The organism is Flagellimonas flava (genome assembly GCF_900129665.1).
Classification (GTDB): domain Bacteria; phylum Bacteroidota; class Bacteroidia; order Flavobacteriales; family Flavobacteriaceae; genus Flagellimonas; species Flagellimonas flava.
Map to the genome: position 1 here is coordinate 101,329 of NZ_FQWL01000006.1, position 16,307 is coordinate 117,635.

The following is a 16,307-nucleotide window of genomic DNA, read 5'->3' on the forward strand; positions in this document are numbered from 1 at the left end:
TCCATGACGCCCAAAGTAGCCTATGACTGACCCAAAACCCTCCGGATTTTTAGAAATTCTCAAACAGAAATTTCCATATGAGCCTACCCTGAAACAGGCGCAGGCCTTAGATAATTTATCTCAGTTTGTTTTGGATAAAAAGGGGAATCAGGTTTTTCTTTTAAAGGGGTTTGCGGGCACGGGCAAGACCACCATCGTGGGAACAATAGTGAGTAGTCTATGGAAGGTAAAAATGAGCGCAGTACTTATGGCCCCAACAGGAAGGGCAGCCAAGGTAATGTCTGTCTATTCAGGGGATAAGGCATTCACAATACACAAGAAAATCTACTTTCCTAAAAAACAAACGGGTGGGGGAATTCAATTTGTTTTGGCTCCCAACAAGCATAGAAATACCCTATTCATTGTAGACGAGGCTTCCATGATTCCGGATATCCCGGCAGACTCTAAACTGTTTGAAAATGGATCCCTACTTGATGATTTAATGTATTACGTGTACTCTGGTCATAACTGTAAGCTCATGTTGATTGGCGATACGGCCCAGTTGCCACCAGTAAAGCTGGAGTTGAGCCCAGCCTTGGAGGAGGACCGCCTTTCTTTGAATTACGATAAGGATGTCCAATTTTTGGAGTTGGATGAGGTAATGCGTCAGACAAAAGATTCGGGGATTCTTCATAACGCGACCAATTTAAGAGAGCAGCTTCAATCCCACTTTTATGAAGGGTTTAAGTTTGAACTTGGGGCATTCAAGGATATTGTAAGGTTGATGGACGGTTCTGAAATTCAAGAAGCTATTGATTCCTCCTACCATCAGAATGGAAAGGAGGAAACCGCCATTATAGTAAGGTCCAATAAAAGAGCCAATCTATACAATCAAAATATTAGGGAGCGCATACTTTTCTTGGATAACGAAATTGCAGTAGGGGACTATATGATGGTAGTAAAGAACAACTATTTTTGGCTACGTCCCAATTCTGAAGCTGGATTTATTGCCAATGGCGATATCATTGAGATATTGGAATTGTTCTCCATTAAGGAACTTTATGGTTTCTCGTTTGCAGAAGTAAAAGTAAAAATGGTGGATTATCCCAATCAGAAGCCTTTTGAGACCGTGCTATTGTTGGATACCATAAAAGCGGAAACCCCCTCCCTTTCCTATGAAGATGGCAATAGACTGTACCAAGAGGTTCAGAAGGACTATGCACATGAAAAGTCAAACTACAAGAGATTCCTTGGAGTAAAGAACAACCGATATTTCAATGCGCTCCAAGTGAAGTTTTCCTATGCCATTACCTGCCATAAATCACAAGGAGGGCAATGGGAAAACGTTTTTGTGGAGCAACCCTATCTCCCGAACGGTGTGGACAAGGACTACCTTAGATGGCTATATACGGCGCTCACAAGGGCTAAGGAAAGATTGTATCTCATTGGATTTAAGGACGATTTTTTTCTTGACTAGGAATACCCTATTTTAGTCACAAGCATGGGCATGACACCAGATACCATAATCAGCATTTTTTTAGGCATAGGATTGGCTGCTTCAGTAGGGTTTAGAGTATTTCTTCCTCTGTTTGCACTTAGTTTAGCTGCATATTTGGGAGTCTGGGAACTAAATGAAAACTGGCAGTGGATTGGCAGCTTGGCCGCACTGATTACACTTGGTGTAGCGACCTTTGCAGAGATTTTCGCCTATTTCATTCCATGGGTGGATAATGCCTTGGATAGTTTGGCCGTTCCCTTGGCCGCTATAGCTGGCACTGCAGTTATGGTGTCTACTGTGGCCAACCTTGATCCAGTAGTTACCTGGTCCTTGGCAATTATAGCTGGAGGGGGAACCGCTACCGCTATTAAAGGAGCCAATGCTGCTGGAAGACTAACCTCATCGACCACAACGGGAGGAGTGGCGAACCCTGTGGTATCAACCATAGAAACCGGAACTGCCGTGGCAGTGTCCACTGCTTCAATTTTGGTGCCACCCATCGCAGCCATTTTAGTGATTATTATTTTGTTCGTCATTTTCAGGATATATCGTAAGTTGCGTCCCAAGAAGTAACGGAATAAACAGAACAAACCGATCAAGTGAAGATAATTTCAATGATACCGGCGAGGTACCAAGCCTCTAGATTTCCTGCTAAGCTCATGCAAGATCTTAAGGGAAAACCAGTAATAATCCGAACTTATGAGGCAGCCGTTCAAACTGGATTATTTGATGAGGTCTATGTGGTCACCGATAGTGAAGTGATTTTTGATGTGATAACGGGGATTGGTGGAAAGGCGCTTCGAAGTAAAAGAGAACATGAAAGCGGAAGTGACCGGATTGCGGAGGCAGTTGAGGATATGGATGTCGATATTGTAATCAATGTTCAGGGAGACGAACCATTCATCGACAAGGAGAGCTTAACAAAAGTGATCCATGTATTTAAAAATGATACGGAATCAGAAATAGACCTAGCTTCCCTTATGACACCAATTACGGATTGGGATGAGATTTCAAACCCCAACACGGTAAAGGTAATCGTGGATAATCAGGATTTTGCACTCTATTTTTCTCGATCTCCGATTCCCTATCCACGAGATGAGAATGTAGAAGCCGTATATTACAAACACAAGGGAATTTACGCCTTTCGAAAAAGGGCCCTGTTGGATTTTCAACGCTTACCTATGCTTCCTTTGGAAGCCAAAGAAAAAATTGAAGCTATACGGTTTCTTGAATATGGAAAAAAAATAAAGATGGTGGAAACCCACGTGACCGGCATTGAAATTGATACCCCCGAAGACCTAGAACGCGCCAAAAAAGCATGGATATAGATTATAAGGACATAAAAGTTATTGGTTTTGACGCAGATGATACCCTTTGGGTCAATGAAACCTATTTTAGGGAGACCGAGGAGCGTTTTGCTGAGCTCCTGGAAGGTTACGAGACCAAGAATAAGGTGGACCAAGAGCTTTTCAAAATGGAAATGCAAAACCTGGAAACCTATGGATACGGTATAAAGGGATTTGTTCTTTCCATGATAGAATCTGCATTGGACTTGTCCAACAACAAAATCCCGCAAGAAACCATTCTGGAGATTATTGCCCTTGGGAAAAAGATGATTTCCCATCCCGTGGAACTGTTGGACGGGGTAGAGGAGGTACTGTCAAAACTGGAAAATAAATATCGTTTAATTGTACTGACCAAAGGGGACCTGTTGGATCAGGAACGGAAATTGGAAAAATCCGGCATTTCCAAGTATTTCCACCATGTGGAGGTGTTGAGCGACAAAAAGGAGAGCAATTACAGGAATCTATTGGAACATTTGGAAATACATGTTGATGAGTTTCTTATGATAGGTAATTCCTTGAAATCTGACGTGCTGCCCATTCTAAACATTGGAGCCAAAGCGATTCATGTGCCTTTTCATACTACTTGGGCGCACGAAATGGTCAACGAGGAAGATGAAAAGGTGAACAATCACCTAAAATTGGGCACCTTAAAAGATGTCCTTAAGTACCTGGATAACTAATGAATTCGGAATTCAATTTGGAGAAGAAAGAAACCATATCGAGCAAAAGCACCGCGTACCGTAATTTCCCTATGGTTCCCAGGGTTGTTTTTGGCAGAAATAGTTTCTCGCAACTTGGCGAAATTTTATTGGCCAAAAGAAAAAGCATGGATGCCCCCTTTATTTTTTTGGTAGATGACTTTTTTGAAGGAAATGGTTTAACCCATAGGATTCCGTTGATGTTCAATGATGAGTTGATTTTTATATCAGCTGATGAAGAACCTAAGACCGAGCAGGTAGATGCCCTGGTACAACGAATTAAACAAAACTATGAAGAGCTTCCTTCTGGTATTATAGGTATTGGTGGAGGGACGCTTTTAGATCTTGCCAAGGCTGTTTCCATTCTGTTGAACAATAAAGGTCAAGCTAAGGATTATCAAGGTTGGGATTTGGTGCACAAACCTTCTATCTACCATGTGGGAATCCCTACCATTAGCGGTACTGGAGCTGAGGTTTCCAGAACTACCGTGTTGCTGGGTCCTGAGAAAAAACTAGGTATCAATTCGGATTTCACACCTTTTGACCAAGTTCTGCTAGATCCCGATTTGACTGTTACCGTACCAAAAGAACAGTGGTTTTACACGGGAATGGACTGTTTTATTCATTGTATAGAGTCACTCAATGGAACCTATCTAAATGCTTTTAGCCAAAGTTATGGCGAAAAAGCTCTTGAACTCTGTGAAGAAGTCTTTTTAGGAGATTTATCGGAGGAAGAATCTAGGGATAAATTGATGATGGCTTCATGGCATGGAGGAATGAGCATTGCTTACTCCCAAGTTGGGATTGCCCATGCCATGAGCTATGGACTGGGTTACTTGCTTGGCATAAAACATGGCATTGGAAACTGTTTGGTTTTTCAACACTTGGGGGAGTTTTATCCGGAGGGGGTGACTCTTTTCAAGCGGATGATGGAAAAGCATGGTATCCAAATGCCAAAGGGGATTTGTGCCAACCTTGCGCAAAGTGATTTTGATACGATGGTTGGGGTCTCCTTAGGAATGGAAGCACTATGGGAGAATGCCTTGGGAAAAGATTGGAGAAAGATAATGACCCCTGAAAGACTGCAAGAGATCTACCGAAGAATCTGATTAATTTCTTCGCCCCTATAATTTCACCAAATATTATGCACCGACTGGCCAAGTTTCTATATTTCAAAGTTCTGAGATGGAAGCTTGTTGGCGAGTTTCCCGATGTGGATAAGTGTGTGGTGGCTGTTGTGCCCCATACCCATTGGCTGGATTTCTTTTTAGGACTATTGATACGAAAAGTACTCAACAGGGAAATCAACTATATCGGAAAAAAAAGTCTCTTTAAACCTCCTTTCGGCTGGTTCTTCAGATGGACAGGTGGTGCCCCCATAGACCGTACCAAGAATTCCAACACCGTGGACAGTGTTGCGGAAATTTTCAGGGAAAGAAAAGTATTCCGGTTTGCGCTTGCGCCAGAGGGTACCAGAAAAAAAGTTTCCGCACTAAAGACAGGTTTTTATCATATTGCCAAAAAAGCCGGGGTGCCCATTGTACTAGTAGCTTTCGATTTTGGCAAAAAAGAAATCAAAATTTCGGAACCCTTTATACCATCAGACGATATTCAAAAAGATTTTCGTGAGATACGCGACTTCTTTAAGGGAGTAAAAGGAAAAGTTCCGGAATATAGCTACTAAGTCTTGTTGAGTGGTTTGGCCTTAGGTTTCTCAACTTTCTTTTTGTTACCTGGAAAAACCAAATTGGTGCTGGAATAAGAACTTCCGAAGGTTAGGGCAGCTGCGTATACCTGTTGAATGGCGTCTACCACCTGGGCATCAGAAAGTTGTTGGAGCGGATGCGTATAGACAGACCAAATAATTTCGTCACTCAGGGCATATTTAACGTCCAAAGCGGAATGAAAATTGGCCACCAAGGCATTTAAGATTTCGTCCTCACCAATCTCATCAAGTTTCACTACAGGAGCTATAATACGCATCCGATTGGCATTTTCGTCATACACACATATTAGCATGGCGTCATTCAAGACAAAATGGTAGGAGTTGCCAACTACTTTTACAGTATCCGACTCCTGTTCTATAATCTCATATAGTTTTTCTGGAGTCATTTCTTGGGCTGCAAGGCCCATTGAATAACTTGCAAATAATAAGAATAAAAGGCGGTGCATAATCTTCGGTTTAAGAATTGGTCGAGAAATAGTATTCCGCTTTACAACACCACTCTGTGGAATTACCTATTCTTTCATGGCGTGGTATACGTTCTGCACGTCATCATCTTCTTCAATTTTTTCAAGAAGTTTTTCCACATCGGCCACTTGATCTTCGCTAAGTTCTTTGGTCACTTGAGGGATACGTTCAAAACCAGAGGAGATAATCTCAATTTCACGGGATTCCAATTCTTTTTGAATAGCCCCAAAACTTTCAAATGAGGCATAAATGTGGATACCGTCCTCATCTACAAAGACTTCTTCGGCTCCAAAATCAATGAATTCCAGTTCTAACTCTTCCGGATCTAAACCTTCTCCGTTTATGGTGAAATTGCACGTATGGTCAAACATGAATTCAACGGAGCCTGAAGTACCCAAACTGCCATTACATTTATTGAAATAACTGCGAATGTTGGCCACCGTACGGGTGTTGTTGTCCGTTGCGGTCTCAATTAAGATTGCGATACCGTGAGGAGCGTAGCCTTCAAAAAGCACCTCTTTAAAGTCTCCCTGACTTTTGTCCGAAGCCCGTTTTATAGCCCGTTCAATATTGTCCTTAGGCATATTGGCGGCCTTCGCATTTTGAATCACGGCACGCAAACGGGCATTGGAATCAGGGTCGGGTCCACCCTCCTTTACTGCAATAACGATATCCTTTCCGATACGCGTAAAAGCTTTGGACATTGCTGCCCAACGCTTCATTTTTCGTGCTTTCCGAAACTCAAATGCTCTTCCCATTTTTATTGTTGATTTTGGACAGCGACAAATTTAGCAAAAAATGCCCCCCAGTCAAGCCGAAGCTTTATCCTTTGGACGTAATATCTTCTATGGCGGTAGCTAAATCAAAATCGTTTTGGGTAATACCACCAACATCATGGGTGTTGAGTTTAATGGTGAGCTGGTTGTACACATTTTCCCAATTGGGGTGGTGGTTTTGCTGCTCGGCCTCAAAAGCAATTCGGGTCATTATAGAAAAAGCCTCTTTGAAATCCTTAAAAATGAACGACTTTTGAATACTTCCGTTTGCATAGGTCCATCCATCCAGCTCTTGAAGTAGATTTTCTATTTGGGCATGGTCTAACTTAGTCATGTTCTAAAATTCTTTTACTTACTGCAATTTATAAACTTTGCCGGCTTTCATAACAAATTCTACTTTTTCCAAAACCGAAATGTCCTCCAAAGGGTTCCCTCTTACAGCAATGATGTCGGCCCATTTTCCCTTTTTGATACTTCCGGTCTTTTCCCCTACCCCTATCAAGGCGGCGGCATGAAGGGTAGCCGATTTGAGGATGTCTTTAGGGGGTATTCCAGCTTTTTGCATTAATGAAAATTGTTCGGCATTTCGACCATGTTCAAAAATGGAAGCGTCCGTTCCAAATGCCATTAGCACCCCTTGGGTATAGGCGTTGAAAAAGGTGGCTTCAAGATCTCTGTAGATTCCTTCGTTGCCCTTGTTCAAACCTTTGTCGCTATAATCCTCGTTCTTCTCGATCAAATCCACATAGGCAGCAAGTAAATCCATTACAAGAAATACCTTGTTCTCTTTCATTAGATCTATCGATTCCTGGTCCAAGAAAGTCCCATGCTCTATGGAATTGACACCGGCCCTTACAGCATTTTTAATCCCATCGGCGCCATGGGCATGCGCTGCCACCTTAAGTCCTCGTTTTTTTGCCTCCTCAACGGCAGCTTTCATTTCTTCAATGGTAAACGAGGCTGCACCCGGAATGGAATTGGCAGTACCAAAACCCCCAGTGGCATTTATTTTTATGAGATCAACCCCATTTTTCATCAAGGTTCGGGTTCTTTTGCGTATTGCTGCGGGTCCGTCCACAGGGTTCCCCGGATTATGGCGTAGTCCAAGGTGGGGAGCCATCCAATTCGCCCAAGCGCCATGTCCACCGGTGATGGTCAATGCTTTACCGCTTACATACATTCGGGGACCTTCCGCCCAACCTTTTTTTATGGCATCCCGCAGGGCAACATCGGTATAGAAATCACCTCCTACATCGCGAACTGTTGTAAACCCAGCCTCTAAAGTTTTTTTGGCGTAGGTTGCTCCCAAAATACCATACGAAGCTATGGGCAGTTCGTAGACGTCAATAGAGGTATCAAATGAAGGGTCCGTTAAATGGGTATGACAATCGATTAAACCTGGTAAAACGGTGTATTCGGATAAATCAATGACATTTGATAAATTATCTTTTTTATCCATCGAAACAATATCCTGGATCTTATCCCCTTCAATCAAAATGATGACATTCTTAAGGATTTTGGATGCTTTCACATCCACCATTCGTCCCGCCCAAATTGCTTTGCTCTCTTCTTGGGCTGACAGGCTTATGATGGAAAAAATCAGCAGGAATGGCTGAATGGTTAGAAATTTCCCCATTATGGTTTTCATACCTAACTTCTTTAAAATTGTAATATCAAAATGGGGGAAATTCCTTCTACAAGATAAAGAATAAATGCAGATGTTGGAATGCGGTCTAGGAGGTTCTCAAAATCTTCTCCATCTTACGACCTTTGGCCAGTTCATCCACCAATTTGTCCAGATAACGTACCTGTTGGGTGAGGGGGGTAGTAATGTTCTCAATGCGATACCCGCAGATGACACCCTTGATCAAATACGCATTGGGGTGTATTGTTGCCTGTTCAAAGAAGTCTTTGAAAGTGATTTTTCTGTAATATGTTTTTCAAGGGTAGCCTCGTCGAAACCCGTTAACCAACGTATTACCTGGTGCAGTTCTTCTTGGCTGCGACCTTTCTTCTCAACCTTCGACAAATAATGAGGATAAACCGAGGTGAAGGTCATGTTTGCCATCCGTTGGTCATGTTCGGGTGTGGTGGCCATATCCAATTACTTTTTAGTTTTTATTTTTTTGTGAAAGATAGTTTTTAAGAATTAGTTCTACCCCCAATTTCAATAACCTTGTGGATTCTTGATTGTTCAAATTAGCTACATCCTTGGTAATAATTAAGGGCTCAATTCCCATCAGAAGAGTAAGCAGTTTAATTACATCTTTCTTTTGATCAGATGGAATATCTTCATCTTTGAGGGCAAGTTCAAGGGTCTTTATCCGGCGCCCCCCTCTTTTCGACTCAACGGCATCGGGAACCAAAACTGCACTTAGATACTTACGGAACGCATGTTCGTTCTCCAGGGTCAGTGTATTGAAATAATCCTGGATTCCGAACACTTTTTCTTCCAAGCTTTTGCCCTCAAAGTTCTTTAGAATAGCCTCAGAGCTAAGTGTGGTAATGTCAAGGCTGGCCTCCGTAGTCAAAATTTCCATGTTGGAGTAGTATCGGTACACAGTAGCGCGTGAAACGCCCGATTTTTTGGCAACATCCTCCAAGTTAAATGCAATTCCCTTTTTAAGAAAGTACTGAGCACTTTTTAATAATTTATCCCGAGTTTCTTGCTTCTGATTGGTTCGACCTGTTTGAATATACCCTTCTTTCATGAGACAAATATCTTATAAGTTTTTGAAAATTCAAAAGTATGTCCTATGTTTGTGAGACAAATGTCTTATAAAATGAAAAATTCGAACACTAGATGGGTGCTAGGACATAAGGTTACTGTACATGACACCTCAGGGGATTATGACTTAATGTATGCTGAAACGCCGCCCCATGTTCCGGGCCCACCTCCGCATCTACATAATTCGTATAAGGAGTCCTTTTTGATTTTGGAAGGGGAGATGGAGTTTATGGTCAATGGGGAAATCAAAAATGTAAAGGCTGGGGAGTCGGTGGACATCCCGCCCAAGACCCTCCATACTTTTGGCAACAGAAGCAATACAACCTGTAAATGGATCAACATCCATAGCCCAAAAGGTTTTCGGGAATTTTTTGAACAGATGGGGTTGCCTGCAGATCAAGAAAAATCCCAAGAAAATTCTGTGGCACCAGAGATTATTGGGAAAGTTATTGCTACAGCTGCAGATTTTGATATGGTAATTAGGACTTAGTGATGTCGCTAAGGCTTTTTAGGTTGTTTCAATAGTAATGCTGCGGCCAATTCCGAGACCAGCCATTCCTCGGCAATTTTACCATCTTTAAAACGACTGACTACCATTTCCGTCCAAGTTATCTTTTTATTGGATGCCGGAATACTCCGTAGGGCCTTTATATGAACTCCCGTTAAGGTACGTTGCCAAGTAAGGGTGTTTTCATCTTGGGAGAGTATCTTGATTTTTACGACTTTAATGTTATCAATGGAGGTCAGCATCTGCTTTGTCCAGCGGTAAAGAAAATCATGGCCTTCATAAGTTTTATCCCCCGCATGGGCCACATAGTGGGCAGAAAATACGGTTGCAATATGCTCTGTTTCTCCTTTGCAGACAATGTTTTCTACTCCTAATTTGATGAGTGCTTCTTTGGTCATGGTTCTATACTGCTGTTGAATACCTCAATTTTTAATCTCCACATTTATATGCACGGCTAGGTTATTTTGCTTGGGTGGAATAGGGCAAGTGGTGTAGGTCTGGCGTCACGCTTAAAAGTAAAAAAATAATTACTAGGTATTATTCTCGTCTTGATGAATGTTAAATATTAAACACGAAATGTTCAAAGGAAAACTGAATCTGAGTTTGAACTTGAACTTGAATTTTTTGGGTAAAGGGTAAAGGAATCTGATTTCCGACAATTGATTTCTGAAACCGAATTCAAAATCTAAAACTCTACATTGAAAATCACTAGAGGTAATTGAAAAACAATTCAATGGCATTTCCTAGAATAAACCCCCAAATAGCACCAAGAAGTGTAATTTTTCCAAGGTCGAACGTATTGGTAAATGCTAGCCATAGTGCTGCTAAAGCGCAGACAGTAAAGAGTACCATCGCATAAATGGGTACCATACTTGTAAACAGGCCTGCCAAATTGAAAATGGGATCTAGAATGGCTGTAAACCCAAATAGTGCAAGACTAAAATTGGCCTTGGAATGTTTATTAAATACATAATAGCCGGCTACCAGAAGTTCTATACTGATGGCCAAAGGACCAAATTGACTATAATACTCCCTTCTAAAATATCCTTCAAAAGTCTCTGGAACCTGTATGCTTAAATAGTATAGCACCCCTAACACTATGGCAATTCCCATGAATACAATTGCAACAATTTTCCTGATGTTCAAATTCTAAGGTGGTTAGCTGGTTATGTAGCTCATTAAAGATAACAACAAATTATAAATGGAAAGCTAAACTTGAACTTTTTCTGGTAGAGGCTCGGATTATTAAAACTTAATAACTAATAACTAATAACTGACAACTGAAACCTGATAACTGACAACTGACAACTGATAACTGACAACTGATAACTGACAACTGAAACCTGATAACTCAAACCTGAAACCTGAAACCTGAAACCTGACAACTCTGATTCCCAACCTCGAATGCAAAGGTCAAAACCAATATTGAAGGCTAATCAACCGGGATGTGATGGTCAATAATCTCCTGATACTTGATTCGTAGATTTTTGGGAAGTTTATTATCCTTGGGCAAGGCGGCCAGATAGCGGTCTTCGTTGGTGGTGAACACCCGCTTTAAAATTGGATGGAAGTTACCCATTTGTTTGATGACTTCTTTGATAAACTCTTCATGTTGGATAAGATCCACACTTCCTAAATGATAAATACCCGTTTTATCCCTATTGATGAGATAATGGATTTGCTGTGTGAGGCGGTCATCGTTGGTCACATTAATGATTAAATTGGGGAAAACCTCAATGGGTTCGTTACCCTCCAAAAGTGTTTTTATCTCCTTGATACGAGGTGAAGTGTTGCCAAAGACCATGGGTACGCGCAAAATGGCGGCTTTCTTTTTGGGTAACCGCATCATCATGTTCTCGATTTTGATTTTTAAACGCCCGTAAACACTTTCAGACAACGTTTTATCATGTTCATAGCTGGGAAATTTACTATATGCATCAAATACATTGGCCGATGAGATAAAGTATAGTTTTACATCGTTCTTGATCAAGTACTCCATTAAATGTTGATGCGCCTGAACCTGCGCTCCAAAATCTCCTCTAAGTGCCGAAATGATAAAATCCGGTTGAACCTGTTCAACAATCCTTACAATATCATCCTCCCGCATGTCGTATCGAAGAAACTGTCCATTTTCACTATATATAGTGCTATGGCAATAAGTGCCAAAGGTGTTGAAATAGTTGCAGAGCTCCTTGTAAATTGCATTGCCAATAAACCCGCTGCCCCCTAATATGAGTATCTTTTTTTTATCCAAACATTAAAATATTGATAGGCCAGTAGCCGTTGTCAATTGTTCCAACGCCTGCATACCCAATTTGGAATTTCCTTTTTCGTTGAGCCCGGGCGACCATGTGGCCACACAGAACTGGTTGGGCAAAAGTGCCACAATACCACCCCCAACACCACTCTTTCCAGGTAATCCTACCTCAAAGGCAAACTCCCCGGCCTCGTCATAAAAACCACAGGTGAGCATTAGGGCATTGATTCTTTTTACCTGGGATAGGCTTAAGTAATTCTTGTTCTGGAGACAATTGCCCCGGTTCATAAAAATGTAAAACACCTTTACCAATTGCTCACAACTCATACTGATCGAGCAGGAGTGAAAATAGAAATCCAGTACTTCGGAAACCTTATGGCTCAAATTTCCGAAGGATTTGATGAGGTTGGCGGCCGCGTGGTTGCGGAATCCTGTTTCTTGTTCGGATTGGGCCACTTCCAAGTCAAAACTTATGCTTTGGTCTCCTGCAATGGCTCGCACGTAATCCAAAAATTCCTGCTTGGGATTTTTTAGGTGCGAAATCAAGACATCACAAACAACTATGGCCCCAGCATTGATCAGCGGATTTCTTGGGATGCCATTTTCCATTTCCAGAAGTGATAGATGGTTGAAGGGGTCCCCTGATGGTTCCACATCCACCCGTTCCCAAAGTTTATCCCCTACCAGGCCAAAAGCCATGGATAACAACAGCACCTTGGAAATACTTTGGATGGAAAATCGTTCTTTGGCGTCGCCCTCCGAATGTATGTTGCCCTCATGGTTCAAAATGGAGATGCCAAATTTATTGGCGTCCACATGGGCCAACTGTGGAATGTAATCGGCCACCTCGCCCTTGTTGGACTCCTGCTGGGCCATGGCAACGATATCCTGCAAAATGGGCCTAAAATCCACCATTATCCCTTATAAAATGGCAATTTTATAACTGTTGCAGGTACACTACCCTTTCGTATTTGAATATATACCTTGCCGTCGGCTTTGCTGTGTTCCTTACTTACATAACCTAAACCAATACCCTTTGAAAGTGAGGGTGACATGGTACCTGATGTTACCTTTCCTATTGCATTACCATCTACATCTACTATGGAATAGCCCTGTCTTGGAATACCACGTTCATCCAGTTCAAAGGCAATCAATTTTTTGCTGACACCTTCCTCTTTTTGTTTGGCAAGGGCTTCGCTGTTTACAAATTCCTTGGTGAACTTGGTAATCCAACCCAAACCAGCCTCAAAAGGGGAGGTGGTATCATCAATATCGTTTCCGTAAAGGCAATAGCCCATTTCCAATCGGAGGGTATCGCGAGCAGCTAGGCCGATAGGCTTGATGCCGAAATCAGCGCCTGCTTCCAACACCTTGTCCCAAACCTGTTGTACTTCAGAGTTTTTGCAATAAATCTCAAATCCTCCGGAACCGGTATAACCTGTTGCCGAAATAATGACATGGTCTATCCCAGCAAAGTCCCCAACCACGAAATTGTAGAACTTAATTTCGGATAAATTAACAGAGCTAAGGGACTGCATAGCCTCAACTGCCTTCGGACCTTGGATCGCTAAAAGGGAATAGTCATCAGAGATGTTACGCATGGTGGCACCGATAGCCTCGTTATACTTGGAGATATGATCCCAATCCTTGTCGATGTTGGATGCATTGACCACCAAAAGATAAGTTTCTTCCTTGATTCGATAGACAATCAAATCGTCCACAATCCCACCGTTCTCGTTGGGGAAACAACTGTATTGGGCCTTACCCACGGTAAGTTTTGAGGCATCATTGGAAGTTACTTTTTGAATGAGTTCCAAGGCCTTCGGACCTTCAATCAAAAATTCGCCCATATGGGATACATCAAAAACACCAACGGACTTTCTTACCGTCTCGTGTTCCACATTTACGCCCTCATAAGAAACAGGCATATTATACCCAGCAAAAGGAACCATTTTGGCACCTAGGACTTCATGGGTTTTGGTCAAAGCAGTACTTTTCATAATTCGAAGTTTACGGGGTAAATTTATTCGAATTCAACAAGAACTTGGCTTAAAAATCCTAATCTTTTGCACAAACCTTTGTTAATTGAAAGCAAAAGCGGCTAACTGTTCAAAAGATGCGATTTTAACCCCTGGTAGGAATCAATTTTTATGGATGATTTTTCCTTGTCCATTACTTTTTGGATTTGCAATGGAATTTCTGGGGAGATGTTCAAGGTATCCTCTACCACATCCAAAAACTTTACCGGGTGGGCGGTTTCTAGAAAAATACCTAAAGTGTCCGGATTTAATTTTTGATATTCCTTAAGTCCCAAATAACCAACTGCTCCATGGGGGTCTGCCACATAGCCAGAGTTTTGATGGATTTTCTTCATGGCCCCTCTGGTAGCATTATCCGAAAAGGAATACGAAGAGAAATGGTTTCGCAATTCATCCAAATTGTTTTGGTATAGCTTTCTGATGCGGACAAAATTGCTGGGGTCACCCACATCCATGGCGTTGGAAATGGTAGCAATAGAGGGTAACGGTTCATAAACTCCTTTTTCGAGGAAGTTGGGTACTACCCTGTTGGCATTGGTGGCGGCTACAAAGTGTTTTACCGGCATGCCCAGTTTTTGGGCCACCATTCCGGCACAGATATTTCCAAAATTCCCTGAAGGAACCGAAAATACGATTTCCATTCCTTTGGATTTGGCCTGCTTGTAGGCGAATAGGAAGTAGAATAGTTGGGGCAACCATCGTGCTATATTTATGCTATTGGCCGAAGTCAATTTTTTTTGGTCGGTGATTTCAGTATCCAAAAACGCTGTTTTTACCATGCGTTGACAATCATCAAAGGTACCGTCAACCTCCATGGCCTCAATATTCTGACCCAAAGTGGTCAGCTGTCGTTCCTGTATGTCCGAAACCTTTCCACTTGGATAGAGAATCACTACCTTGACACCTTCAACTCCCAAAAATCCGTTGGCCACGGCTCCTCCGGTGTCCCCAGAAGTTGCCACCAAAACCGTCACTTCCGTTTTTTCTCCTTTGGAGAAGTGGCCAAGGCAATTGGCCATAAATCGTGCGCCCACATCTTTAAAGGCCATTGTAGGGCCATGGAAAAGTTCCAAGGTTGCAACATTCTCCTCTAGCTCCACCAAGGGAAAATCGAAGTCCAAAACGTTCGCAATGATTTCTTTTAAGGCTTCATTCGAGATGTCATCCTTTACAAACTGATGGATGGCCTGAAAGGCAATCTCGTGATTGGACAGGTTTTCTATTCGTTCGAAGAAGCCCCTAGGTAAGGCATCAATCCGTTCTGGGAAATAAAGACCCTTGTCGGGGGCAATTCCTGCAATTACCGCTTCTTTGAAACTTGCTTGGTTTTTGCTCTGATTTAAACTATAAAATTTCATTATGTCTGCTATAGCGGTTTTACCCCTTGGGTGTTGACTTTGGATACATGTATATCAAAATCGATTCCAATGGATTTATAGGTTTGGTGCATTGCCTCGGCCACCTTTTCAGCTGTGACTTCACCTTGGCTTAACGCAAATATGGATGGCCCAGAACCGGAAATACCACTTCCCAGGGCACCTGCCTGTTTTGCGCCCGAGGTTATGTCATCGAATCCTGGAATAAGAATAGATCGAATGGGTTCCACAACATGGTCCTCCAAGGAGCGACCAATTAACTCATAATCCTCTTGGAACAGGCCGGCGATAAGGCCGCCAAGGTTACCCCATTGCCGGATTCCTGTTTCCAGCGTGAGTTTGGTCTTTAGAATTTTACGGGAATCGGAAGTTTTTATCTCTATTTGCGGATGGATTACCGTTGCAAACAACTCATCCGGAGTTGGGATTGAAACAATATCCAAAGGATTGTAACTGCGTACCAGGGTGAACCCACCATAAATTGCCGGAGCCACATTGTCCGCATGGGCCACCTGACTCGCAAGTTTTTCGCCCTGCATGGCAAATTGCACCAGTTCCAGGTTGGAAAAAGGTTGACCTAATAGTTCGTTCATTGCCCAAACAGCACCGGAAGAGCTGGCCGCACTGCTCCCAATTCCACTTCCCGGCTTAATTCGCTTATCGATTTCTATTTCAAAACCACCACTATAGTCGCTTTTCTCGAGCAAGGCCAATCCCGCAACTCCAGCTACATTTTTTTCAGTTGCCAATGGAAGATCCTGACCAATGATGTTAGTGATTTTGATACCTTTTTTAGCTGTTTTCCTCACGATCATCACATCTCCAACAGCATCCAAGGCTAGGCCCAGAACATCGAACCCACAAGAGACGTTAGCTATAGTAGCAGGACAAAAAACTTTGATTTCTTCCAT

General features: G+C 42.3%; 19 protein-coding genes and 1 pseudogene. 7 read left to right on the forward strand and 13 right to left on the reverse strand.

Annotated features, from left to right (window positions below; genetic code table 11):
• The first annotated feature begins 22 nt into the window (after window positions 1–22).
• From BUC10_RS15240 to BUC10_RS15265, 6 genes are read left to right on the forward strand one after another with little or no spacing between them, the layout of a single operon-like run.
• Window positions 23–1,456, forward strand: a complete 1,434-nt coding sequence (locus BUC10_RS15240) for an ATP-dependent DNA helicase (protein ID WP_073181196.1) — start codon at window positions 23–25, stop codon at window positions 1,454–1,456.
• A gap of 30 nt (window positions 1,457–1,486) precedes the next feature.
• Entirely contained in the window at window positions 1,487–2,050 is a 564-nt protein-coding gene (locus tag BUC10_RS15245; RefSeq protein ID WP_073181304.1) for a DUF4126 domain-containing protein, read from the forward strand.
• A gap of 41 nt (window positions 2,051–2,091) precedes the next feature.
• Entirely contained in the window at window positions 2,092–2,805 is a 714-nt protein-coding gene (gene kdsB, locus BUC10_RS15250; RefSeq protein ID WP_185116263.1) for a 3-deoxy-manno-octulosonate cytidylyltransferase, read from the forward strand.
• The gene (locus tag BUC10_RS15255) at window positions 2,796–3,503 is read left to right on the forward strand and encodes an HAD family hydrolase (protein WP_073181200.1); all 708 of its coding nucleotides are present in this window, start codon (window positions 2,796–2,798) and stop codon (window positions 3,501–3,503) included. Before kdsB ends, BUC10_RS15255 begins: the two co-directional genes overlap by 10 nt.
• On the forward strand, window positions 3,503–4,630 hold the full coding sequence (locus tag BUC10_RS15260) for an iron-containing alcohol dehydrogenase family protein (protein WP_073181202.1): 1,128 nt from the start codon (window positions 3,503–3,505) through the stop codon (window positions 4,628–4,630). Before BUC10_RS15255 ends, BUC10_RS15260 begins: the two co-directional genes overlap by 1 nt.
• Before the next feature lie 35 nt (window positions 4,631–4,665).
• Window positions 4,666–5,205 (forward strand): 1-acyl-sn-glycerol-3-phosphate acyltransferase, encoded by a 540-nt coding sequence (locus tag BUC10_RS15265; protein ID WP_073181204.1) that lies wholly within the window; start codon window positions 4,666–4,668, stop codon window positions 5,203–5,205.
• Here BUC10_RS15265 and BUC10_RS15270 read toward each other — a convergent pair.
• The 6 genes and pseudogenes from BUC10_RS15270 to BUC10_RS15295 all read right to left on the reverse strand — a co-directional run bounded on the left by BUC10_RS15270 (window position 5,202) and on the right by BUC10_RS15295 (window position 9,199).
• A complete protein-coding gene (locus BUC10_RS15270; RefSeq protein WP_131819093.1) occupies window positions 5,202–5,693 on the reverse strand; it encodes a type III secretion system chaperone in 492 nt (163 codons plus the stop codon). The genes BUC10_RS15265 and BUC10_RS15270 overlap by 4 nt on opposite strands.
• Before the next feature lie 66 nt (window positions 5,694–5,759).
• Window positions 5,760–6,470: a YebC/PmpR family DNA-binding transcriptional regulator gene (locus BUC10_RS15275; protein ID WP_073181206.1), complete on the reverse strand. Its 711-nt coding sequence runs from the start codon at window positions 6,468–6,470 to the stop codon at window positions 5,760–5,762.
• A gap of 64 nt (window positions 6,471–6,534) precedes the next feature.
• Window positions 6,535–6,822, reverse strand: a complete 288-nt coding sequence (locus BUC10_RS15280) for a 4a-hydroxytetrahydrobiopterin dehydratase (protein ID WP_073181207.1) — start codon at window positions 6,820–6,822, stop codon at window positions 6,535–6,537.
• Between the two features lie 18 nt (window positions 6,823–6,840).
• A complete protein-coding gene (locus BUC10_RS15285) occupies window positions 6,841–8,136 on the reverse strand; it encodes a metal-dependent hydrolase family protein (RefSeq protein ID WP_084732681.1) in 1,296 nt (431 codons plus the stop codon).
• A gap of 85 nt (window positions 8,137–8,221) precedes the next feature.
• Window positions 8,222–8,586 (reverse strand): annotated as a pseudogene (locus BUC10_RS15290) (DUF2200 domain-containing protein).
• A 13-nt stretch (window positions 8,587–8,599) separates the two neighbouring features.
• On the reverse strand, window positions 8,600–9,199 hold the full coding sequence (locus BUC10_RS15295) for a TetR/AcrR family transcriptional regulator (protein ID WP_073181209.1): 600 nt from the start codon (window positions 9,197–9,199) through the stop codon (window positions 8,600–8,602).
• 72 nt (window positions 9,200–9,271) lie between these two features.
• Between BUC10_RS15295 and BUC10_RS15300 the strand changes: the two genes are divergently transcribed.
• Entirely contained in the window at window positions 9,272–9,706 is a 435-nt protein-coding gene (locus BUC10_RS15300) for a cupin domain-containing protein (protein WP_073181322.1), read from the forward strand.
• A gap of 8 nt (window positions 9,707–9,714) precedes the next feature.
• On the opposite strand, the gene BUC10_RS15305 is transcribed toward BUC10_RS15300, so the two are convergent.
• The 7 genes from BUC10_RS15305 to BUC10_RS15335 form a co-directional block, all read right to left on the reverse strand.
• A complete protein-coding gene (locus tag BUC10_RS15305) occupies window positions 9,715–10,122 on the reverse strand; it encodes an ester cyclase (protein WP_073181211.1) in 408 nt (135 codons plus the stop codon).
• 310 nt (window positions 10,123–10,432) lie between these two features.
• On the reverse strand, window positions 10,433–10,837 hold the full coding sequence (locus BUC10_RS15310; RefSeq protein WP_073181213.1) for a hypothetical protein: 405 nt from the start codon (window positions 10,835–10,837) through the stop codon (window positions 10,433–10,435).
• 319 nt (window positions 10,838–11,156) lie between these two features.
• A complete protein-coding gene (locus BUC10_RS15315; protein WP_073181215.1) occupies window positions 11,157–11,978 on the reverse strand; it encodes a sugar nucleotide-binding protein in 822 nt (273 codons plus the stop codon).
• A gap of 3 nt (window positions 11,979–11,981) precedes the next feature.
• The gene (locus tag BUC10_RS15320; protein WP_073181216.1) at window positions 11,982–12,896 is read right to left on the reverse strand and encodes a glutaminase; all 915 of its coding nucleotides are present in this window, start codon (window positions 12,894–12,896) and stop codon (window positions 11,982–11,984) included.
• The gene (gcvT, locus tag BUC10_RS15325; protein ID WP_073181218.1) at window positions 12,896–13,981 is read right to left on the reverse strand and encodes a glycine cleavage system aminomethyltransferase GcvT; all 1,086 of its coding nucleotides are present in this window, start codon (window positions 13,979–13,981) and stop codon (window positions 12,896–12,898) included. Before gcvT ends, BUC10_RS15320 begins: the two co-directional genes overlap by 1 nt.
• 101 nt (window positions 13,982–14,082) lie before the next feature.
• Window positions 14,083–15,378: a threonine synthase gene (thrC, locus tag BUC10_RS15330; protein WP_073181220.1), complete on the reverse strand. Its 1,296-nt coding sequence runs from the start codon at window positions 15,376–15,378 to the stop codon at window positions 14,083–14,085.
• A gap of 8 nt (window positions 15,379–15,386) precedes the next feature.
• Complete coding sequence (locus BUC10_RS15335; RefSeq protein ID WP_073181222.1) at window positions 15,387–16,307, reverse strand: homoserine kinase; 921 nt, start codon at window positions 16,305–16,307, stop codon at window positions 15,387–15,389.